Genomic DNA, 21,171 nt, shown 5'->3' with positions numbered 1-21,171 from the left:
GAGCGCCGGGGCGGCGGCGACGAGCGCGGGCGCCCGGCCGGTGGCGGGCTTGCCCGCCGGGCTGGCAAAGCCCTGGTCGAGCAGCTTCATCACCCGCGCGTTGCGGTTCGCGGTCGAGGTGCCGCCGAAGACGGTGGCGATGATCCGGCGGTCGCCGCGCTTGGCCGAGGCCACGAGGTTGTAGCCCGCGGCGTTGGTGAAGCCGGTCTTGATGCCGTCCGCGCCCTCGTAGGCGGCGAGGAAGCGGCGGTTGGTGTTGTTGACCTGCTTGATCCCGGCGTCGGCGGTGCGGCGCGAGAACAGGTTATAATACTGCGGGAAGTCGTAGATCATGTGCCGGCCCAGCACCGTCATGTCGCGCGCGCTCGACAGGTGGTTGGGGTGGGTGAGCCCGTGCTGGTTGACGAAGGTGGTGTTGCGCATCCCCATCGCCTGGGCGGTGGCGTTCATCCGCTTGGCAAAGGCCTCTTCGCTGCCCGAGATGGCAAAGCCGATCGCAGTGGCGGCGTCGTTGGCCGATTTCACGGCCGCCGCGCGCAGCAGGTAGCGGAACTTGATCTTCTGGCCGGTGCGCAGCCCGAGCTTGGAGGGCGGCTGGGCGGCGGCGGCCGAAGGAATGGTGATCACCGAATCAAGGCCGATCTCGCCGCGCTGGATCGCCTGGAAGGCGATGTAGAGCGTCATCATCTTGGTCAGGGAGGCGGGATGCAGCCGCGTGTCGGCGTTTTCCTCGTGGATGACGGCCCCGGTCTTGGCGTCCACGACCATCGCCGCGTAGGGCGCGGCCTGCACGCCGGTGGCGATGGTGATACCCGCCGAGAGGGTGGTGATCAGAAACAGCCCCAAACGGGCCGTCCGCAACAGACGACTGCTCACGTGATTGCCCTTTATCTTGCCTCGCGGGTGACCGTCGTGTCGCGGCCACCTCAATTTATATCAAAAAGCGTAGCACGAACGTGACGTCACGAAAATAGGATTGTTTCCAATCGCTTTGACTGCAGTCTTGAAGCATCGCCCGAAGATGAGCCCGACGACTCGCCCTATACGAAAGGATCACAGCCCCGACAGGGCCCTAGCGCCTTGCCACGATCATGAAGGTGTGACGTGAAAGGCGCAGGCAAGGGGCCTCGGTGCCCCCTCAGGCCCCCAGTTCTGCAACCATGGCGGGCAAGACGGCAAGGGTCGCGATCTGGCGAAACCGCGGATGCGCCTCGGGCGCCTCGGCCTGTTCGAGCTCCCAGACCGTTTCGGAGGGCACGTACACGCCCCAGCCGCCCGCCTCGATCACCGGGATCACGTCGGATTTCAGGGAATTGCCGACCATCACCGCGCGCTCCGGCCGGATCGCATGGCGCGCGAAGATCGAGGCATAGACCGGCGCGGTCTTGTCCGAGACGATCTCCACCGCCTCGAAGGCCTCGCCCAGCCCCGACTGGGCCAGCTTGCGTTCCTGATCGAGCAGGTCGCCCTTGGTGATCAGCACCAGCCGCGCCCGCTCGCTCAGCTCTCCGATCGCCTCTCGGACGCCGGGCAGAAGCTCGATCGGATGGGCGAGCATCTCGCGACCCAGCGCCATGATCTCGCCGATCGCGCTGGCGGGCACGCGCGCCTCGCTGACCTCGATCGCCGTCTCGATCATCGACAGCACGAATCCCTTCACCCCGAAGCCGTAACGCCCCAGGTTGCGCCGCTCGGCGGCGAGCAGCCGCTCGCGCAGGTGATCCTCGCCCGCATGTTCGCGCAAAAGCTCGACGAAACGCGACTGGGTGGAGCGGAAGAAGCGCTCGTTGTGCCACAGCGTGTCATCGGCATCGAAGCCTATGGTCCAGCGGTGCGGCATCGGGGAACACTCCTGCTCGGCGCACGGGCTTTTCACCGGGGCGCGGGCGCATATATAACGAAGCGCAAGCGAGATTGGCAACGTAACCCGAAGGCAGATGCCGTGAAGGCCGGAGAGCGGATGACGATGCAAGGCATGACGACGCGGATGGCGGTGCGGATGGCGGGCCGGGATGACGGCGAGGGCGACGACCTGACCGGCATCAAGGTCGAGACCCGCCCCAAGACCAAGCGGCCTCCGCTCTACAAGGTCCTGATTCTCAACGACGACTACACGCCGATGGAATTCGTCGTGCATGTATTGGAGCGGTTCTTCGGGCTGAGCCACGCGCAGGCCTTCGAGATCATGCTCACCGTGCACAAGAAGGGGCTCGCCGTGGTCGGCGTGTTCTCCTACGAGATCGCCGAGACCAAGGTGGCGCAGGTGATGGATTTCGCCCAGCGGCACCAGCACCCGTTGCAATGCACGATGGAAAGGGAATAGGGGCCGCGATGCCCTTGTCTGATCCCCTGCCTTCGGAGTGCCCATGGCCGATGCCCGTCTGACCACCGCCATCGAGAGCGGCGCGCTCGTTCTGCCCGAGGGCGCGATCGTGGCCCTTCGCCCCGCCGCCGGCACCGACATCTCGGCCCTGCCCAAGGACCGCACCCGCATCGCGCATGGCTTTCGCCCCGACATCGACGCCTGGGAGGCGCAGGGCTGGACCGTGGTCGAGCCCGCGCCCGCCAGCGCCGTGGTCGTGTTCCTGCCGCGCTCCAAGCCGCTGGCCCGCGCCATGGTGGCGCAGGCCGCGGCCCTCGCGCCGATGGTGATCGTCGACGGGCAGAAGACCGACGGCGTCGACAGCTTGTGGCGCGAGATGCGCACCCGCGTGAACGACCTGCCTTGCGTGACCCGCGCGCATGGGCGGCTGTTCTGGTTCGCCTCCGACAGGGTCGACCTGTCGGATTGGGAGGCGCCCGCACCCGCCGAGGTCGAGGGCGGCTTCGTCACCCAATGGGGGGCCTTCTCCTCGGACGGCCCCGATCGCGGCTCGCAGCTTCTGGCCGCGGCGCTGCCCAAGAAGCTGCCCTCGCGCATGGCAGATCTCGGCGCGGGCTGGGGCTATCTCGCGCGCGCCGTGCTCGAACGCGAGGGCGTGAAATCCCTCGATCTGATCGAAGCCGAGGCGCTGGCGATTGAGTGCGCGCGCCGCAATGTCACCGATCCGCGCGCGGCCTTCCACTGGGCCGATGCGACGCGGTTCAAGCCCGATCACCTCTATGACGGCATCGTGTCGAACCCGCCGTTCCACGTCGGCCGCGCCGCCGATCCGGCCCTTGGCCGTGCCTTCATCACCACGGCGGCGCGGATGCTCGCGCCCTCGGGGCAGCTTTGGATGGTCGCCAACCGGCACCTGCCCTACGAAGCCGCGCTGCGCGAAAGCTTCCGCCATGTCGAGGAGATCGGCGGCGACGGCGCCTTCAAGCTGTTCCACGCGGCCCGGCCCGCGAAACCCACCGACAAGAAACCCCGCTGACACGTTCCCTCCACAGGAGATCGTCATGAGCTTTTCCATCGCCGGCAAGACCGCGATCGTGACCGGGGCGGCGCATGGCGTCGGCCTCGCCATCGCTCGCGCCATGGTCGAGGCGGGGGCCAACGTGGTCTTCGTCGACCGCGACGAGGCCGCGCTCGAGCGCGAAACCAGCGTGCTGCGCGAGGCCGACGGGCCGGTGCGCCATTTCGCGGGCGACCTGCGCGAGCGGCTGACCATCACCAACCTTCTGTCCTTCACCATCGACGCCTTCGACCGGATCGACATCCTCGTCAACGCCGCGCGTCAGGTGCGCATGTCCGACCCCTTCGACGCGGAGGACGATTCGGTCGAGCGGCTGCTGGATCAGAACCTTATGTCGGCGCTGCGGCTCAGCCGCGCGGCGGCCAAGCGAATGATCAAGCAGGCCGATCCCGACAGCGACGCGCCTTTGGGCTCGATCATCAATCTCAGCTCGATCGCGGCGCGGCTGACCCATCCTCAGCTTCTGGCCTATTCGGTCAGCTGCGCGGCACTCGACCAGATGACCCGCTCGATGGCGGTGGCGCTGGCGCCCAAGCGGATCCGGGTCAATGCCGTGGCCTTCGGCTCGGTGATGAGCGCCTCGCTCAAGCAATCGCTCTCGGAGCATGACGAGATGCGCGAGGCGATCCTGCAATGTACGCCGCTGGGCCGGATCGCCGGCGCGGGTGAGGTGTCGGACGCGGTGCAATACCTCGCCTCCGACGCTTCGGCCTTCGTCACGGGGCAGGTGATCACCGTCGATGGCGGACGCAGCCTGATCGACCCCTCCCACGTGGCGGCGCATTAGCGCCCCCGCAGGTCACTTCGCGGGCCTATTGCGGATAGCGCGCGACGCATTGCGCCCGCGCCGCCGCCTCACCCCGCGCCTGCGCCTCGCGCCGTGCCAGCAGCTGGTCGAGCTTCACCTTCTCTTCCTCGATGTCGATCGTCACCGGCACGCGCACCTCCTCGGCCACCGTGCGATCACAAAAGCGCCGCGCGACCACGCCCTCATCGGTGCGGTAGCGGCAGAGTTGGCGGGTGGTGCGCAGCTCTTCGCGCTCCTCGATGGCGTAGCCGCGCGTGACGTTGCCGCGGGTCTGGGCGATCAGCGCGTCGAGCACGCGGCCCTCGCGCCCGACCGAGGAGAGGCAGCTTTCGCGCGGGGTCGCGCAGGCGGCGAGGGCAAGGGGCAAAACGAGCATCAAGGCGGGGCGCATCGGCAGATCTCCGGTCGATTCGGTCGGGCCAGCGGGTCGCATGGCGGGCCGTCCGAGAGGATGCTAGACCGGCGCGATATTCAATAGCAGGGGGCGCGCATGACCTCGGACATCATGACGGTCGAGAAGGACGAGGCGGCGGGCTGGTTTCGCAGCCTGCAAGACGAGATCACCGCCGCCTTCGTGGCGCTGGAGCAAAGCCAGACGCAGGGGCCGATGTCGGATCGCGCGCCGGGCCGCTTCGAGGTGACGCCCACGAAGCGCACCGGGGATGATGGCGAGGATGCGGGCGGCGGGCGCATGTGCGTGATGCGCGACGGCCGGGTGTTCGAGAAGGTCGGCGTCAACGTCTCGACCGTTTACGGCACGCTGGGGCAGGCGGCGCAGGCCTCGATGGCCGCGCGCGGCGTGCCGGGGATCGAAGAGGACCCGCGCTTCTGGGCCGCGGGCATCAGCCTCGTTGCGCATATGCAGAACCCGCACGCCCCGGCGGTGCACATGAACACGCGGATGTTCTGGACGCCGGGTGCTTGGTGGTTCGGCGGCGGCGCGGACCTCAACCCCTGCATCGAATACGCCGAGGACACGGCGCATTTCCACGATACGCTGAAGGCCCATCTCGACCCGCACGGGGCCGATCTTTACCCGAGCCTCAAGGCCTGGGCCGACGAGTATTTCTACATCCCGCACCGCAAGCGCGCCCGCGGCGTCGGCGGCGTTTTCATGGACGATCGCTGCACGGGCGACTGGCGCGCCGATTTCGCCCTGACGCAGGACATCGGCCGCGCCTTCCTGCCCGCATGGCTGCCGTTGGCGGAAAAACGGCGCGGCATGGCATGGGACGAGGCGGACAAGGACGCGCAGCTGCGCCACCGCGGGCTCTATGCCGAGTACAATCTCGTCTATGACCGCGGCACCAAGTTCGGGCTGGCCACCGGGCACGACCCCGACGCCGTGCTGATGAGCCTGCCGCCGCTGGCGAAATGGGCCTGATCTTCCAAGGGCTTTGACCGCTCGCCCGCGCCCGTGTCAGATGGGCGCGGGGAGGATCGCGGCATGGTGAGACACGAGAGCGACGCGCGGCGCGAGATGAGCTCGGCCGAGATCGGCGCGCTGGCGCATCTGTGGCGTGGCGAGGTCTACCGCTCGACCATCTGGCGCACCCGGCTCGACACCACCACCAACTGGGCGGTGGTGACGCTGGGCATCGCGCTGTCGATCGCCTTCGCCTCGCGCGAGGCCTCGCCGCTGCCGCTCGTGCTCGTCGGCATCCTGATCCTGTTCTTCCTGATGCTGGAGGCGCGGCGCTACCGCTACTTCAACGTCTGGCGCGCGCGCTGCCGCTGGATGGAGACGCATTTCTACGCGCCGATGCTGCAGGACGGCAATCTGCGGCTCGGGGAGGGCTGGCAGCGCGAGCTGGCCGAGGATTACTGGGTGCCGCGCTACCACGTCTCGTTCCGGGTCTCGGTCGGGCGGCGCATCAGGCGCAATTACCTGTGGATCCTGCTGATTCAGGCGGCGGCCTATATCGGCAAGCTGATCGTGCATCCGACGCCGGTCGAGAATCTCGAGATGTTCGTGGACCGCGCCGACATCGGTCCGGTGCCGGGGCTGATCGTGCTGGCGGCGGGGGCCTTTTACGTCCTCGCTTGGTCCGGCTGGGCGCTGCAGAGCTGGCACCACGACCGGCGACGCTGGGGGTCGACCCAGCGCCCCTCCGGCATGGGTTAGCGCGCCTCGCGCAGCGTCTCGATCATCAGCGCCACGTTCTCGGGGTCGGCATCGGGTGTGATGCCGTGGCCGAGGTTGAACACATGCGGGCCTTTCGAAAAGGCATCGCGGATGCGCCGGGTCTCGTCGATCAGCGCCTGCCCGCCGGTCACCATGTGCCGGCTGGCAAGGTTGCCCTGCACGCAGGCGATGGGTTGCACATGCTCGGCCGCCCATTCGGGGCTCACCGCGTCGTCGATGGCGATGCAGTCCGCCCCGATGGCGCGCGCGGCATCGGCAAAGCGTTCGCCCGCGCCGCGCGGAAAGGCGATGACCGGCAGGCCGGGGTGGCGCGCCTTCAGCTCTCGGGTGATCCGCGCCATGGGCGCTATGGAGTAGCGGTCGAGGTCGTCGCCCCTGAGCGATCCGGCCCAGCTGTCGAAGAGCTTGACCACCTCGGCCCCGGCGGCGACCTGCGCGGAAAGATATTCGATCGTCGCTTGCGTGATCCGCTCGATCAACGCCTCGAACTCAGGCCGGTTCTCGTCTTTGAGCGCATGGGCCGGGCCCTGGTCGGGCGTGCCGCGCCCGGCGATCATGTAGGTGGCCACGGTCCACGGCGCTCCGGCGAAACCGATCAGCGTCGTCTCCGAGGGCAGCTCGCGCGCGAGGATCTTCACCGTCTCGTAGACCGGGGCGAGATGCTCGTGGATTGCATCGGCGGGCTTCAGGGCGGCGACGCCGCCCTTTTCCGTGACCGGCGACAGGCGCGGCCCCTCGCCGGTGACGAACCACAGATCGAGGCCCAGCGCCTGCGGCACCAGCAGGATGTCGGCAAACAGGATCGAGGCATCGAAGCCGTAGCGGCGGATCGGCTGCAGCGTCACCTCGGCGGCGAGATCGGGATTGTAGCACAGCGACAGGAAATCGCCCGCCTTGGCCCGCGTCGCGCGGTATTCCGGCAGGTAACGCCCGGCCTGCCGCATCATCCAGATCGGCGGCACGGGCAGGGTCTCGCCGGCGAGGGCGCGCAGCAGAAGCTTCGACGGGGGGGTGGGGGCAATGCTCATGCATCCTCGTCCCGCTCCGGGCGCGCAAAGTCAAGCCGGGCGGGGGCGCGGCGGGCTGTCGCGGTTGCCGCGCGCGCGGCCCGCGCGTAGAGACGGGGGCATGACCCATGCTCTTCCCACCCCCGCCCAACCGCTTCGCATCGGCACCCGCGGCTCGCCGCTGGCGCTGGCGCAGGCCAACGAGACCCGCGCGCTTCTGGGCCGGGCCTGGGACCTGCCGTCCGAGGCCTTCGAGGTGGTGATCATCCGCACCACCGGCGACAGGGTGATCGACCGCCCGCTGAGCCAGATCGGCGGCAAGGGGCTGTTCACCAAGGAGATCGAGGACGCGCTGCTTGATGAAAGCATCGACATCGCGGTGCATTCGATGAAGGACATGCCGGTCGCGCAGCCCGAGGGGCTGGTGCTCGATGGCTATCTGGAGCGCGAGGACCCGCGCGATGCCTTCGTCAGCCTCAAGCACGCCGCGATCCCCGACCTGCCCGAGGGCGCCACCGTCGGCACCTCGAGCCTGCGCCGCAAGTCGCAGATCCTCGCCCGGCGGCCCGACCTGCGCGTGGTCGAGTTTCGCGGCAACGTCCAGACCCGGCTCAGGAAGCTCGGCGATGAGGTGGCCGAGGCGACCTTTCTTGCCATGGCGGGGCTGAACCGGCTGCGCATGATCGGCGAGGTGCCGGCGACGGCCATCGGCGAGGACGAGATGCTGCCCGCCATCGCCCAGGGCGCGATCGGCATCGAGCGGCGTGCGGGCGACAGCCGCGTGGCGGCGCTTCTGGAGCCGATCCACCACGAGGCGACGGCGCAGCGGCTCGCGGCCGAGCGCGCCTTTCTCGCGGCGCTCGACGGTTCCTGCCAGACGCCGATCGCGGGGCTGGCGGAGCTGTCGGGCGGGCGCTTGCGCTTTCGCGGCGAGATCCTGCGCCCCGACGGCACGGAGGTGCTGTCGGAGGCGGGCGATTGCGCCATCGCCGACGGCGCGGGCTTGGGCCGCGAACTGGGCGAGGCGCTGCGCCGCATCGCGGGGCCCGGCTTCTTCACGCTCTGAGAGACGCCGCGCGCCGTGGCGCGCGGCCTCCGGTTCACTCCATCGACATGCTCATGTCGGCATCGGTGGTGAAGAGGTAGTTGTCGCCCGCGTTCTGGTGGCAGGCAATGCAGCCGGCCTCGGCGTTCTTGCCCACCAGACCGGCCAGCGACATGCCGCCGGGGTTCTGATCGAGCGAGCCGTCGGGCAGGTACTTGGCGTAGAACCAGTTGCCCGTCTCCTCGTCATATCCCGCCTCGCGCATGAACATCACCGTCACCGCGCCCAGATGCTCGCCGGGCGCGCCCAGCACCTCGTCCACCGTCACCCCCTCGGGGCCGTAGTTGCGCTTGACCACCAGCGCGCCCTCGTGGCCGTCGATCGTGGCGCTGGAATAGAAGGTCTCGAGCATCATCCCGTGCGGGTCGGTGCCCGGATAGGGGAACGACATGATCGCGCCATCGCCCGCGAGGTTCTGCTCGACCATCGCTTGCCAGAGCTTGTCGGCATAGGCCTGGTCCTCCTCGCCGCCGAACATCGGCGCATCCTGCGCCACCACCGCGCCGGCAAGGCCGAGCACCGCCGCTGCCGTGATCCCAAACTTGATCGCCATCGTTACCTCCCTGAATGTCTATGACTTCAGCCTACGCGCAGCAGGGGCCACCGCGGGGTCACGTCGCCTCACGACTGCGCGACGCGTTGTAACGATCGGACACGCGGCGGTGACAGCCATGGCCGGAAAATCGTGCTAGCATGGCCCCATCCGGACGACCCCGCCGCGGCGCGTCCGGTTCTGGCGGGGCCGTCCCATTGCGATCAGGGAGGACGGCACCATGGGCAAGACTGCGACCGACAGGACCATCGGCAATCCGCTCAGCTGGGCGGGGCGCGTCGTCGGCACGGGGACGCATCACCTGGGCGAGGGCGCGCGCGAAACGGTCGGGCGCGATACCGCGCCGATCGTGCTGCGCGAGATCGGCACGCGCGACCTGCGCGCGGCGTTGCGCGCGGGCATCGAGGATTTCAAGGCATTCCGCTCCGACGTGATCTTTCTTTGCGTCGTCTACCCGCTGGCCGGACTGCTGCTGATCCGCTTCGCCATGAACGAGGCGCTGCTGCCGCTGCTGGTGCCGCTGATCACCGGCTTCGCGCTGTTGGGGCCGGTGGCCGCGGTCGGGCTCTACGAGATGAGCCGCAGGCGCGAGGCGGGCGAACGTCCGAGCTGGGCCGCAGCCTTCAAGGTGATCGAGGCGCCCTCGGCCGTGGCGATCCTGACCCTGGGCCTCGCCCTGCTCGGGATCTTCGTGGCCTGGATGCTGGCGGCCTGGATCATCTACGCCGTCACGCTCGGCCCCGAGCCGCCGGTGTCGATCGGGGCTTTCGTCTCCGACACGCTGACCACGGCGCCGGGCTGGGCGATGATCGCCGTGGGCACCGGCGTGGGCTTCGTGCTCGCGGTCGCGGTGCTGGCGATCGGGGTGATCTCCTTTCCGCTGCTGCTCGACCGGCACGTCGGCGTGCGCCGCGCGGTGCGGGCCTCGGTCCGGCTGGCGCGCGAGAACCCGCGCACCATCGCGATCTGGGGCGCGATCGTGGCCATCGGCCTTGGCCTCGGCATGGCGACGCTGATGATCGGGCTGATCTTCGTCCTGCCGGTGCTGGGCCACGCGACCTGGCATCTCTATCGCCGCGCGGTCGAAGCGGCCTGACAGGGGCGGGCGCGGGCCACGGGGCCAGCGCCGCTCAGGCCCCGAGGATCGCCACCGCCTCGAAGGGGCGCAGCGTGACCTCGCCTTCGAGCGCCTCGCGCCCCGGGTGGTTGGCGCTGATCGCCCGCCCCGAAATGGCGAGGCCCTCGGGCACCTCGACCGTCACCTCCTCCCCGGTGAAGTTGGCCAGCACCGAGATTTGCGCCCCGCCGAGGCGGCGGGCATAAGCCATGAGCTTGGGGTGATCTTCGAGATAGGGGGTGAAATCCCCGTGCCGCATCACCGCCAGCTCGCGCCGGAGCCGCGCCAGCTCGCGGTAATGGGCAATGATGCCGTCCGGATCGGCGTGGTCGGCGGCGACGTTGATCGTCGCATGGTTGGGGTTCACCTCGATCCATGGCTCGCCGGTGGTGAATCCGGCCTGAGGTCCCGCGTCCCATTGCATCGGCGTGCGCGCATTGTCGCGGCCGTTGGAGTTGGCGCCGGCGAGAAAATCTCCCGGCGTGACGCCGGCGGCGGTCTGGATGCGGTGAAAGTTCAGCGTCTCGATGTCGCGGAACTGGCTGATGTCGGTGAAGCGGATGTTGGTCATGCCGATCTCCTCGCCCTGGTAGATGTAGGGCGTGCCCTTCATCATGTGCATCACCGTGGCGAGCATCTTGGCCGAGACCACGCGAAACCGCCCGTCATCGCCGTATTTCGACACCGCGCGCGGCAGGTCGTGGTTGCTCCAGAACAGCGAATTCCAGCCGTCCTCCGCAAGCGCCAGTTGCCACTTTGTCAGCACCTTCTTGAAGCCGACGAGATCGAAGGGCTTGGGCCGCCACTTGCCATGCGCCTCGTCCCAGCCCTGCACGATATGGGCGAACTGGAACACCATCGACAGCTCGCCCGCCTCCCGACCCGAGTATTTCAGCGCGGCTTCGGTGGTGGCGCTCCAGGCCTCGCCCACGGTGACGACGTCGCGGCCTTTCAGCGTGGCGTCGTGCATCTCGCGGATGAAGCGGTGCAGATCCGGCCCGTCGGCGGTGATGCCGGCGTCGGGGTCCTTGCCGATCAGGTCGATCACATCCATCCGGAACCCCGCGACGCCCCGGTCGAGCCACCAGTTCATCATCTCGTAGATGGCGCGGCGCAGCTCGGGGTTCTGCCAGTTCAGATCGGGCTGCTTGCGGTCGAAGAGGTGCAGGTAATACTGCCCCGTGCGCTCGTCATAGCTCCAGGCCGGGCCGCCGAAGTTCGATTGCAGATCGTTGGGCGCGCCGCCATCCGGGGCCGGGTCGCGCCAGACGTAGTAATCGCGCAAGGGGTTGTCGCGGCTCTTGCGCGCCTCGCGGAACCAGTCGTGCTCGTCGGAGGAATGATTGACCACGAGGTCCATGACGATGCCGATGCCGCGCGCTCTGGCTTCCGCGATCAGCCGGTCCATGTCGGCGAGCGTGCCGAATTCGGGCGCGATGTCGCGGTAGTCCGAGATGTCGTAGCCATTGTCGGCCATCGGGCTGCGATAGACCGGCGACAGCCAGACGAAGCCCACCCCGAGATCGGCGAGGTAGTCGAGCTTGGAGATGATGCCGGGAATGTCGCCGATCCCGTCGCCATCGCTGTCGCAAAAGCTGCGCGGGTAGATCTGGTAGGCGGTGGCGCTCTGCCACCAGGGGGCGGGGTCGGTCATCGGGGCGGTCCTTGGCTGCTCCCATCCACCCTCGTCACCGGCAGGGCCGGGCGCAAGCCCCCGGCGAAGGGAGCCCGAACGCTCCACGTGAAACCATCGCCGTCCTGGGTCGGGCGGTGCGCATTGCGGCCCCGCCGGGGCGGGGCTAGCGTGCCGCCCGAAGTCATCGGGGAGGGACGTGATGGGCGAGGGAACGACGCAGGCGCCGCTGGCGGGGCTGAAGGTGGTGGAGCTGGCGCGCATCCTCGCGGGGCCATGGGCCGGGCAGGTGCTTGCCGATCTGGGCGCCGAGGTGATCAAGGTCGAGGCGCCCGAGGGCGACGACACCCGCCGCTGGGGCCCGCCTTGGATCGAGGTCGAGGGCGACCGCTCGGCCGCCTATTTCCACGGCTGCAACCGCGGCAAGAAGAGCGTCACCGCCGATTTCCGCACGCCCGAGGGGCTGGCGCTGACCCGCGCGCTGATCAAGGGCGCCGACGTGGTGATCGAGAACTTCAAGGTTGGCGGGCTGGCCAGATACGGGCTCGATTACGACAGCCTCAAGGAGGAGAACCCGAGGCTGGTCTATTGTTCGATCACCGGCTTCGGGCAGGACGGGCCCTATGCGAACCGCGCAGGCTACGATTTCCTCATCCAGGGCATGTCGGGGATCATGGATCTGACCGGCGACCCGGAGGGCCAGCCGCAGAAGATCGGCGTCGCCTTCACCGACATCTTCACCGGGCTCTATTCGGTCATCGCGATCCAGGCGGCGCTCGCCGCGCGGGAGACGACGGGACGGGGCCAGCATATCGACATGGCGCTGATGGATTGCGCCACCGGCGTGCTGGCCAACCAGGCGATGAATTTCCTCGCCACCGGCGTGGCGCCGCGCCGTCTGGGCAACGCCCATCCCAACATCGCGCCCTACCAGGTGTTTTCCGCCTCGGACGGCGACCTGATCCTCGCCGTGGGCAATGACGGGCAGTTCGCCCGCGCCTGCGGCGTGCTAGGTCTGCCCGAATTGCCCGACGATCCGCGCTTTGCCACCAACGGCGCGCGCGTGGCCAACCGCGCGGCGCTGACCGGGGCGCTGGGCACGGCCTTCGCCGCCTGGGGCCGCGACGCGGTGCTGGCGGCGCTCGAGGCCGCGACCGTGCCCGCCGGGCCGATCAACCGCGTCGATCAGGTCTTCGACGATCCGCAGGTCATCGCGCGGGGCCTGCGCATCGATCCCCAGGGCGTGCCCGGCCTGCGCAGCCCGATGCGGTTTTCCGACAGCCCGCTCGCGCTCGACCGCCGCGCGCCGCGTTTGGGCGAGCATGACGCGCAAGGCACGCCCGGCGAGGATTCCGAATGGCAAGGCTGGCGCGCGGCGCGAAGCGAGGGCTAGATCGAAAGACCCCATTTCGGAGAGCCGCGATGCGCGCCCTGACCCTCGGCCTGTTTCTCGGCTTGTTCCCCGCACTTGCGGCCCCCGCTTTGGCCGAGACGCTGGGCTGGGGGCGGATTTTTTCCAACGACTACATGGGCGACGGCCACGACCGCTGGCGCTCGGGCTCCTTCGCGCTGAGCCATGTCTCGGGGGCGGGCTGGGACGGCGCGCCGCCCGCGCTGCCCGATGCGCTGGTCGAGCTGCGGTTTCGCACCGAGATCATCGCCCCCGCCCGCACCCGGGACGGGCGCGACGACCGGCCCTATGTCGGGCTGCTGGCGGGCGGCGCCTTCCTGCACCAGTCGTTCGGCCCTGTCGAGACCGCGACGGGGGGCGAGATCATCGCCATCGGCCCCTCGACCAAGCTCTCGGCCTTCCAGGAGCGCGCGCATGAGGTCATGGGCTTCGATGAGCCGCGCGGGACGGAGCGGCAGTTGGACGACGCGCTGCAGCTGCAGCTGCGCCATGAGGCGGCGCTGCCGCTGCGGCCAATGGCGCGGCTGACGCTGCGCCCCTTCCTCGCCGCCGAAGCCGGGGCGGAGGAGATGCTGCGCGCCGGGGTCGACGCGATCTGGGGCGGGATCGGCCACACCGACCTGTGGCTACGCGATCCGGTGACCGGCCAGCCCTACCGCGGCATCGAGGCGGAGGCGACCGGCCTCGCGCTCACCGTGGGGGCCGATGCGGCCTGGGTGGAGGACAGCGTCTTCCTGCCCGGGCGCGAGGCGCGCGACCGCCGCCGCGCCCGGATCGGCCTGCACTGGCAGTCGGGCCCCGAAGTGCGGCTGTTCTACGGGCTGACATGGCTGTCGGAGGAGTTCGACGGCCAGTATGACAGTCAGGTGCTGGGCGCGCTGAAGCTCGAATTCGGCCACTAGGGCGGGGCGGTTGACTCCGGCCCGCCGGGCTGTATAAGCCGCCCGTCCCGGGGCCTCGTGTCCCGGGTCTTTCATTGGTGTTGGCGGACCCCGCGAGGGGATCCCTGTCGGGAGGCGGCGCATGCCGTCCCAGAGGACAACGCCCTTCGACACATGGTCCCCCAAGGGGCCGACAGAAGGAGATCAGAGAGTGACCAAACGCACCTCTGCCAAGTACAAGATCGACCGCCGCATGGGCGAAAACATCTGGGGCCGTCCGAAGTCCCCGGTGAACCGCCGCGAATACGGCCCCGGCCAGCACGGCCAGCGTCGCAAGCAGAAGCTGTCGGATTTCGGCATCCAGCTGCGCGCCAAGCAGAAGCTCAAGGGCTACTACGGCGACCTGACCGAAAAGCAGTTCCGCCGCATCTACGGCGAAGCAGAGCGCGTCAAGGGCGACACCGGTGAGAACCTGATCGGCCTGCTCGAGCGCCGCCTCGACGCCGTCGTGTACCGCGCCAAGTTCGTGCCGACCGTCTTCGCCGCCCGCCAGTTCGTGAACCACGGCCACGTGACCGTGAACGGCAAGCGCGTGAACATCCCCTCCTACCGCGTCAAGGAAGGCGACGTCATCGCCGTCCGCGACAAGTCCAAGCAGCTCGCCGTGGTTCTGGAAGCCGTCCAGCTGCCCGAGCGCGACACGCCGGACTACCTTGAGGTGGACCACTCCAAGATGACCGCGACCTTCGTGCGCACCCCGGCGCTGGGCGACGTGCCCTACCCGGTGATGATGGAGCCCAACCTCGTCGTCGAATTCTACGCCAAGAACTGATCCGAAAACGGATCGAGGGGCATCGGGGCCGCGCGGGAGACCGCGCGGCCCTTTTCTTTGCCCCGTTCAGGCTTCGAGCCGCCCCAGCCTGCGCTTTCCAGCCCAGTCGCCCAGCGCGGCAAAGCGCGCGGCCGAGCCCTCGGGCAGGTCGAGCTGCGGCAGGTCCATGATCAGGTCCCAAAACCGCCGCTCGGCCTCGGGGCCCTGCGCCATCGCCTCGCGCGCCATCCGCACCAAAGCCTCGGGCAGCCGCCGCTGCGGCCAGCCGTGGCTGTAATAGAGCGCGAAGGGAGCCGAGTTCAGCCCCGCCACCACCTCGGCCAGCCGGTCGAAGAGCTGCGTCACGTCGGCCCCCTCGGGCAAGCTGTGCAGCAGCGCGGCAAAGGTGCGCCCCTGCTGCACCGTCTGCACGGTCGAGAGGATGAAGCTTACCGCCAGCGTCAGCACCACCATGCCGTTGACCGCCGCCGCCACCTCGGTCGCGTTCCAGAAGGTGTTGCCGGGCCGGGTGATCGCGCCGCCCAGCGTCGAAAGCAGGTGACCGGCATGGGCGGCCGCGTCCCAGAACCCGGCCTCCGCGGCCGATTGCGTCAGGATCACCGCCTTGCGCGGCGCGGAGAGAAACACATGGGTCCAGCCCAGTGCGGTGCCCAGGATCCAGAAGGTGGCGACGGTGCACATCACGATCACCCCGCTGATCCGGGCCAGCATCCGGGCCGGGCGGTGCTTGGTCGCTTGGCGCAGGAGCGCGAAGACCCCGCGCGCGATCCTGTCCGACAGGATCACCCGCGGCGCCGCCCCGATGGTGGCGAGCAGGAAATCCAGCGAGACGATGGTGAGAATCGCGAGGCCGAGGGCAAGGTGCAGAGGTTCTTCCATGCGGCATGACATAGGGGCGATGGCCCGATGGGCGAGGGGCCGGGACGCGATGCGCGCTTGCCGCTGGAAACCGCGCCCGCCCACGGCTATGCAGGCCGCGTCGACAGGAGCGCAGAGAATGAGCATCACCCCGCAGCCCGGCATCATGGACATCGCCCTTTACGTGGGCGGGCAGAGCAAGCTGGAGGGTCATGCGAGCCCGCTGAAGCTCTCGTCCAACGAGAACCCCTACGGCCCCTCACCGCAGGCGCTTTCCGCGCTGCAGCGCTCCGCCGCGACGCTGCACCGCTACCCCTCGACCGATCACGCCGAGCTGCGCGCCGCCATCGCCCGTGTCCACGATCTCGATGCCGATCGCATCATCTGCGGCGTGGGCTCCGACGAGGTGCTGCAGTTCATCGCCCAATGCTACGCCGGCCCGGGCGACGAGGTGATCCACACCGAGCACGGCTTTGCAATGTACCCGATCCTCGCCCGCGCCGCCGGGGCGACGCCCATCGAGGTGGCCGAGCGCGAACGCCGCGTCGATGTCGACGCGATCCTCGCCGCCTGCACCGAAGCCACCCGCATCATCTACCTCACCAACCCCGGCAATCCGACCGGCACGATGATCCCGCTCTCGGAGATCGCGCGGCTGGCCGATGCGATCCCCGATCAGGTGATCCTCGTGCTCGACGGCGCCTATGTGGAGTTCGCCGAAGGCTATGACGGCGGGGCCTCCTTGGTCGAGGCGCGGGGCAACGTGGTGATGACGCGCACCTTCTCCAAGATCCACGGGCTTGGCGGGCTCAGGATCGGCTGGGGCTACGCCCCGCGCGAGATCGTCGATGTCCTCAACCGCGTGCGCCAGCCCTTCAACCTGTCGAACACGCAGCTCGCCGTGGCCGAGGCCGCGATCCGCGACACCGGCTTCACCGAGCATTGCCGCGCCGAGAATGCGCGGCTGCGTGTCTGGATGCGCGAACGGCTCCTGGCGCTCGGCATCGCCTGCGACGAGAGCCATGCCAACTACGTGCTGGCGCGCTTTGCGGATGAGGCCGAGGCCGCGGCCTGCGACGCGGCGCTGCGCGAGGAGGGCATCCTCGTGCGCCGGGTCGGCGGCTACGGCTTTCCCGAGGGGCTCCGCATCACCGTGGGCGACGAGCCGGGCTGCAAGCGCGTGATCGACGCCATCGCCCGCTTCAGGGGCGCGGCATGAGCGCGCCCATCTATGGCCGCGTGGCGCTGATCGGTCTGGGGCTCATCGCCTCCTCCATGGCCCATGCGATGCGGCGCGCAAATCTCGCGGGCGAGATCACCGGCCATGCCCGTTCGGCCGCGACGCGCGAGACGGCGGCCGAGATCGGCCTCGTCGACCGGGTCTGCGACACGGCGGCCGAGGCGGCCGACGGCGCCGATCTCGTCGTGCTTTGCGTGCCCGTGGGCGCGATGGAGGCCGTGGCGCGCGAGATCGCGCCGGTGCTGAAGCCCGGCGCCACCGTCTCGGACGTGGGATCGGTCAAGAGGGCGGTGATCGAGGCGGTGGCCCCCCACATCCCCGAGGGCGTGCATTTCATCCCCGCCCACCCTTTGGCGGGAACCGAGCATTCGGGGCCGCGCGCGGGCTTTGCCGAGCTGTTCGACAACCGCTGGTGCCTGATCGTGCCGGTCGAGAACAGCGACGCGGCCGCCACCGCCCGGCTTTCGGCGCTGTGGGAGGGGATGGGCGCGCATGTCGACGTGATGGACGCCGATCACCACGACCTCGTATTGGCGGTGACGAGCCATACGCCGCACCTCATCGCCTACACCATGGTGGGCGTCGCCGACGACCTGCGCCGGGTGACCGACAGCGAGGTCATCAAGTATTCCGCCGCAGGTTTTCGCGACTTCACCCGCATCGCGGCCTCGGACCCGACCATGTGGCGCGACGTATTCCTCACCAACAAGGAAGCGACGCTGGAGATCCTCGGCCGCTTCACCGAGGAGCTGTTCGCCCTGCAACGCGCGATCCGCACCGGCGACGGCGATCACCTGCACGACTATTTCACCCGCACCCGCGCGATCCGCCGCGGCATCATCGAGGCGGGGCAGGACACCGCCGCCCCGGATTTCGGACGCGGCGCCGCCTCCGCGCGCAAGGAGGGTTAGCGCAGCCGGGGCGCCTCTCCCAGCGGGATGAAGCCCAGCCGCATCTGGCCGTCGGCAAAGCCGATCGGCGCGGTGAGCACGCCGTCATCGGCCATGCCGCCCAGCGCCCCGCGCAACAGCGAGGACTCTGCAATCGGCACGCCCGCCCGGGCGGCGAGGTCGAGCAGCAGCTCCCAGCCGGTGATCCGCAGCACCAGCTCTCCCACCGGGAAGCCCTGCGCATCGACCGAGAGCGTGCCATCGCCCTCAACCGAGACCGCGTCCCACTCGACGGCGAGGCTGTCGACCGCGACCTGTTCGAGCGTCGCGGGCGCCCCCGAGAGCGCCAGCGGCGTGCCGAAGGTGAGATCGGCGTCGATCACCGCCCGGTCGATCTCGGCGGGCAGGGCGGTGCCGAGACCCCAGCTTGCGGGCAGGGCGACGCCGTCGAGCCGCGCATAGGCGTCGTAGCCGCGCGCGGCGCCATTGGGGCGCAGCGCGGCCAGCAGCCTCTCCACGCCGCTCTCCCAGCCGAGCGAAGAGACGATCCGCAGGTCGGCGGCCTCGGCGGTGAACTCGGTCACCGGCAGCGTCTCGCCGATCTCCACGGCACCCGAGGCGCGCGGCCCGGTGACGGTGATGTCGAGATCCTGCCCGGGAATGCTGACGCGGTGGGTCTCGTCGGCGGCGAGGATCAGCCGGCCTGGCTGATAGCTTTGCGCCACGAGCCGCATTCGCGGGCTCTGCCAGCCGAAGGTGCCGTCGGGCGAGACCAGTTCGAGATCGCGCAGGTCGAGATCGAAGCGGTAGGGAAAGCCGCCCGTGCCGTCGGTCTGGTACTCGACGCGCCAACCCGCGGCGCGCAGCTCTTCGGTCAGCTCGGCCAGCCGCGCATCGACGGCGCGGCTGCCCCAGACCCACCAGCCGCCGAAGGCCAGCGCGGCGAGCGCCACGAAGATGAGGATGAAACGCATGGATCTGGCCCTTTCGCCCGCTGAGGATCGGGTATCTACAGGGGCCCAGCTAGGAGGACCAGCATGACCGACCAGACCGCGCTTTGGGTTTTCGGCTACGGATCGCTTTTGTGGAACCCCGGTTTCACGCCAGAAGAGGTGGTGGTGGCCCGCCTCGACGGCTGGCACCGCAGCTTTTGCATGTCGTCGATCCACCACCGCGGCTCGCCCGAGACGCCGGGCCTCGTGCTGGCGCTCGACCGCGCGCCGGGTGCCGTCTGCACCGGCCTGGCGCTGCGCGCGCCCGAGGCCGAGCGCGAAAGGGTCATCGCCATGTTGCGCGAACGCGAGCTGGTCTCGGCGGCCTATCTCGAAACGCATCAGCCGCTCGCGCTCACCGACGGGCGGGTGGTCGAGGCGCTGACCTACGTCATTGACCCCGAGCACGAGCAATACGTTGCCCTCGATCTCGAGGCGCAGGCGCGCCGCATTGCGGGCGCCGTCGGCGGGCGCGGGCCCAACGACGAATACCTGTTCAACACCGCGGCGCATCTGACCGAGATGGGCGTGCACGACCCCGATCTCGATTGGCTGGTCGCGCGGGTGAAGGCGCTGCACGCGGGCGGTTGAGAGGCGGCGCCGCCACAGCGCGCCGCGGTGCGGAGAAAGCCCATTGGCCTCCCGCCCCCGCGATCCTTATGGTTCACAGGTCACAACCACGAGGACACCGCCCCGCATGAGGCAGCCAGAGGCGAAACCGCAATTCTCGCAACCGGTCCGGCAGGTCCTGTCGATGCTGCTGGCGCTGGGGCTCGTCGCGGCGGGCATGGTGCTGGGCTGGGGCGTGCTGCGCGGCATCTTCCTGTCGAACCCCTGGCTCAACAGCGCCATCTCGGCCTTCTTCGTGCTGGGCGTGCTGGCCTGCTTCTGGCAGGTGATCGCGCTCATCCGCTCGGTCGTCTGGATCGAGACCTTTGCGCGCCATCCGCAGGGCACGGGCCCCGCGCCGGGGCTCCTGCTACCATTGGCGACGCTGCTGCGCTCGCGCGGCCTGCGGCGGCACATCTCGCCCGACAGCGCCCGCTCGATCCTCGAATCGGTGGCCCAGCGCATCGACGAGGAGCGCGAGATCACGCGCTACCTCAGCAACACGCTGATCTTTCTCGGCCTGCTCGGCACCTTCTACGGCCTCGCCACCACCGTGCCGGCGCTGGTCGACACGATCCGCTCGCTCGGCCCCGAGGAGGGCGAAAGCGGCGCGGCGGTGTTCGACCGGCTGCAATCGGGGCTGGAGACGCAGCTCGGCGGCATGGGCACGGCCTTTTCCTCCTCGCTTCTGGGTCTCGCGGGCTCGCTCGTCGTCGGGCTCCTGGAGCTCTTTGCCACCCATGGCCAGAATCGCTTCTACCGCGAGCTGGAAGAATGGCTCTCGACCATCACCCGGCTGGGCTATGCCTCGGGTGAGGATCAGCCCGGGGCGGCGGGGGCCGATGCCGGGGTGCTGGCGCAGATGGTCGAGCAGCTGGGCGCGCAGCTCGAGGGGCTGGGGGCCGCGATCGGCGCGACGCAGGCGGCCCGCCGCGATCAGGAGGCGCGGATCGACAGGCTGACCGAGACGCTGTCGCGGATCGCCGAGCGGATGGACCCCGAAGCCGAGCGCGCGGCGCTGGAGCGCATCGCCGAGGGGCAGGCCGAGGTGCATGAGGCGCTGATCCGCGCCGCCGAGGGCGGCAATGACAGCGAGACGCGGATGCGGCTGAGGAACATGGACGTGCAGCTTCTGCGCATCCTCGAAGAAATCTCGGCCGGGCGGCAGGACATGCTCGCCGAGCTGCGCGTCGATCTTGCCAGCCTGGGCCGGGCGCTGCGCCAGGGCGGCGGGGCCGGTGCCTCGGGCACGCTGCGCGCCATGCGCGACCGCCCGGACCGCTGATCCATGGGCCTCAAGCGCCGCAGCTCCAACCGTTTCCAGGCCGCGATCTGGCCCGGTTTCGTCGATGCGATGACCGGGTTGCTGCTGGTGCTGATGTTCGTGCTGACGGTCTTCACCGTCATGCAGTTCGCGCTGCGCGACACCATCACCGGGCAGGCCGACGAGCTCGACGCGCTGGGCGGCGAGATCGAGCGGCTCAGCCGCGCGCTGGGGCTGGAGCGCGCGCGCGGCGTTGATCTCGAATCCGAGATCGGCAGCCTTGGCGCGCAGCTGGCCGAGGCGCGGGACCTGGCCGAGGCGCGAGCGGGCCGGATCGAGAGCCTGACCGAGGAGCGCGCGGCGCAGGACCGTGCGCTCGACGCCGCGCGCAGCCGGATCGGCGAGGCCGAGGACCGCATCGCGT

General features: G+C 69.5%; 22 protein-coding genes and 1 pseudogene. 15 read left to right on the top strand and 8 right to left on the bottom strand.

Annotation, left to right across the window (positions count from 1 at the left end):
- Together NHG85_RS15090 and NHG85_RS15085 are read right to left on the bottom strand one after the other, a co-directional pair.
- On the bottom strand, window positions 1-876 hold an 876-nt coding region (locus NHG85_RS15090; RefSeq protein WP_370363032.1), incomplete at its 3' end, for a D-alanyl-D-alanine carboxypeptidase family protein.
- Window positions 877-1,138: 262 nt separating this feature from the next.
- Window positions 1,139-1,840, bottom strand: coding sequence for an HAD family hydrolase (locus NHG85_RS15085; protein ID WP_253333810.1), 702 nt, complete (start codon window positions 1,838-1,840; stop codon window positions 1,139-1,141).
- Between the two features lie 147 nt (window positions 1,841-1,987).
- Here NHG85_RS15085 and clpS point away from each other — a divergent pair, with 147 nt between their 5' ends.
- From clpS to NHG85_RS15070, 3 genes are read left to right on the top strand one after another with little or no spacing between them, the layout of a single operon-like run.
- A complete protein-coding gene (gene clpS, locus NHG85_RS15080) occupies window positions 1,988-2,323 on the top strand; it encodes an ATP-dependent Clp protease adapter ClpS (protein WP_370363033.1) in 336 nt (111 codons plus the stop codon).
- A gap of 43 nt (window positions 2,324-2,366) precedes the next feature.
- Entirely contained in the window at window positions 2,367-3,359 is a 993-nt protein-coding gene (locus NHG85_RS15075) for a class I SAM-dependent methyltransferase (protein ID WP_253333808.1), read from the top strand.
- A gap of 25 nt (window positions 3,360-3,384) precedes the next feature.
- A complete protein-coding gene (locus NHG85_RS15070; RefSeq protein ID WP_253333806.1) occupies window positions 3,385-4,188 on the top strand; it encodes an SDR family NAD(P)-dependent oxidoreductase in 804 nt (267 codons plus the stop codon).
- 25 nt (window positions 4,189-4,213) lie between these two features.
- On the opposite strand, the gene NHG85_RS15065 is transcribed toward NHG85_RS15070, so the two are convergent.
- On the bottom strand, window positions 4,214-4,642 hold the full coding sequence (locus NHG85_RS15065) for a hypothetical protein (RefSeq protein ID WP_253333805.1): 429 nt from the start codon (window positions 4,640-4,642) through the stop codon (window positions 4,214-4,216).
- Between the two features lie 57 nt (window positions 4,643-4,699).
- On the opposite strand from NHG85_RS15065, the gene hemF reads away from it, so the two are divergent.
- Together hemF and NHG85_RS15055 are read left to right on the top strand one after the other, a co-directional pair.
- Window positions 4,700-5,593: an oxygen-dependent coproporphyrinogen oxidase gene (hemF, locus tag NHG85_RS15060; RefSeq protein ID WP_253333802.1), complete on the top strand. Its 894-nt coding sequence runs from the start codon at window positions 4,700-4,702 to the stop codon at window positions 5,591-5,593.
- 63 nt (window positions 5,594-5,656) lie between these two features.
- A complete protein-coding gene (locus tag NHG85_RS15055) occupies window positions 5,657-6,334 on the top strand; it encodes a DUF2270 domain-containing protein (protein WP_253333800.1) in 678 nt (225 codons plus the stop codon).
- Here the strand turns inward: NHG85_RS15055 and hemE are convergent.
- Complete coding sequence (gene hemE, locus NHG85_RS15050; RefSeq protein ID WP_253333798.1) at window positions 6,331-7,383, bottom strand: uroporphyrinogen decarboxylase; 1,053 nt, start codon at window positions 7,381-7,383, stop codon at window positions 6,331-6,333. The genes NHG85_RS15055 and hemE overlap by 4 nt on opposite strands.
- Before the next feature lie 100 nt (window positions 7,384-7,483).
- Here hemE and hemC point away from each other — a divergent pair, with 100 nt between their 5' ends.
- Window positions 7,484-8,428 (top strand): hydroxymethylbilane synthase, encoded by a 945-nt coding sequence (hemC, locus tag NHG85_RS15045; RefSeq protein ID WP_253333796.1) that lies wholly within the window; start codon window positions 7,484-7,486, stop codon window positions 8,426-8,428.
- Between the two features lie 34 nt (window positions 8,429-8,462).
- Here the strand turns inward: hemC and NHG85_RS15040 are convergent, their stop codons facing one another.
- Entirely contained in the window at window positions 8,463-9,020 is a 558-nt protein-coding gene (locus tag NHG85_RS15040) for a hypothetical protein (RefSeq protein WP_253333794.1), read from the bottom strand.
- Between the two features lie 220 nt (window positions 9,021-9,240).
- Here NHG85_RS15040 and NHG85_RS15035 point away from each other — a divergent pair, with 220 nt between their 5' ends.
- Window positions 9,241-10,116: a DUF2189 domain-containing protein gene (locus NHG85_RS15035; protein WP_253333793.1), complete on the top strand. Its 876-nt coding sequence runs from the start codon at window positions 9,241-9,243 to the stop codon at window positions 10,114-10,116.
- 34 nt (window positions 10,117-10,150) lie between these two features.
- Here NHG85_RS15035 and NHG85_RS15030 read toward each other — a convergent pair whose 3' ends face one another.
- Complete coding sequence (locus NHG85_RS15030; protein ID WP_253333791.1) at window positions 10,151-11,791, bottom strand: glycoside hydrolase family 13 protein; 1,641 nt, start codon at window positions 11,789-11,791, stop codon at window positions 10,151-10,153.
- 181 nt (window positions 11,792-11,972) lie between these two features.
- Here NHG85_RS15030 and NHG85_RS15025 point away from each other — a divergent pair, with 181 nt between their 5' ends.
- The 3 genes from NHG85_RS15025 to rpsD all read left to right on the top strand — a co-directional run bounded on the left by NHG85_RS15025 (window position 11,973) and on the right by rpsD (window position 14,894).
- The gene (locus NHG85_RS15025) at window positions 11,973-13,163 is read left to right on the top strand and encodes a CaiB/BaiF CoA transferase family protein (protein ID WP_253333789.1); all 1,191 of its coding nucleotides are present in this window, start codon (window positions 11,973-11,975) and stop codon (window positions 13,161-13,163) included.
- Between the two features lie 29 nt (window positions 13,164-13,192).
- A complete protein-coding gene (locus NHG85_RS15020; RefSeq protein ID WP_253333787.1) occupies window positions 13,193-14,083 on the top strand; it encodes a lipid A-modifier LpxR family protein in 891 nt (296 codons plus the stop codon).
- A gap of 190 nt (window positions 14,084-14,273) precedes the next feature.
- Window positions 14,274-14,894: a 30S ribosomal protein S4 gene (gene rpsD, locus NHG85_RS15015; RefSeq protein ID WP_085896156.1), complete on the top strand. Its 621-nt coding sequence runs from the start codon at window positions 14,274-14,276 to the stop codon at window positions 14,892-14,894.
- 66 nt (window positions 14,895-14,960) lie between these two features.
- Here rpsD and NHG85_RS15010 read toward each other — a convergent pair whose 3' ends face one another.
- Entirely contained in the window at window positions 14,961-15,773 is an 813-nt protein-coding gene (locus NHG85_RS15010) for a hypothetical protein (protein ID WP_253333785.1), read from the bottom strand.
- Between the two features lie 118 nt (window positions 15,774-15,891).
- On the opposite strand from NHG85_RS15010, the gene hisC reads away from it, so the two are divergent.
- Both hisC and NHG85_RS15000 read left to right on the top strand, forming a co-directional pair.
- Window positions 15,892-16,971 carry a histidinol-phosphate transaminase gene (hisC, locus tag NHG85_RS15005; protein WP_253333783.1) on the top strand — a complete coding sequence of 360 codons (1,080 nt, stop codon included), beginning with the start codon at window positions 15,892-15,894 and terminating at the stop codon, window positions 16,969-16,971.
- Window positions 16,968-17,903, top strand: coding sequence for a prephenate/arogenate dehydrogenase family protein (locus NHG85_RS15000; RefSeq protein WP_253333781.1), 936 nt, complete (start codon window positions 16,968-16,970; stop codon window positions 17,901-17,903). Before hisC ends, NHG85_RS15000 begins: the two co-directional genes overlap by 4 nt.
- Here NHG85_RS15000 and NHG85_RS14995 read toward each other — a convergent pair.
- Window positions 17,900-18,856 (bottom strand): DUF2125 domain-containing protein, encoded by a 957-nt coding sequence (locus tag NHG85_RS14995; protein ID WP_253333780.1) that lies wholly within the window; start codon window positions 18,854-18,856, stop codon window positions 17,900-17,902. The two genes, NHG85_RS15000 and NHG85_RS14995, sit on opposite strands and share 4 nt — an antisense overlap.
- Window positions 18,857-18,919: 63 nt before the next feature.
- Between NHG85_RS14995 and NHG85_RS14990 the strand changes: the two genes are divergently transcribed.
- From NHG85_RS14990 to NHG85_RS14980, 3 genes and pseudogenes are all read left to right on the top strand, one after another.
- Window positions 18,920-19,465, top strand: coding sequence for a gamma-glutamylcyclotransferase (locus NHG85_RS14990; protein ID WP_253333777.1), 546 nt, complete (start codon window positions 18,920-18,922; stop codon window positions 19,463-19,465).
- A gap of 106 nt (window positions 19,466-19,571) precedes the next feature.
- Window positions 19,572-20,768: a biopolymer transporter ExbB gene (locus tag NHG85_RS14985; RefSeq protein ID WP_253333775.1), complete on the top strand. Its 1,197-nt coding sequence runs from the start codon at window positions 19,572-19,574 to the stop codon at window positions 20,766-20,768.
- A 3-nt stretch (window positions 20,769-20,771) separates the two neighbouring features.
- Window positions 20,772-21,171 (top strand): annotated as a pseudogene (locus NHG85_RS14980) (peptidoglycan -binding protein); the annotation flags it as partial.

Origin of the sequence: Limimaricola litoreus (assembly GCF_024159025.1) — a bacterium.
GTDB classification, from domain to species: domain Bacteria; phylum Pseudomonadota; class Alphaproteobacteria; order Rhodobacterales; family Rhodobacteraceae; genus Limimaricola; species Limimaricola litoreus.
Note: the sequence above shows the minus strand (reverse complement) of the source record. Positions and strands in the feature narration are given on the sequence as shown.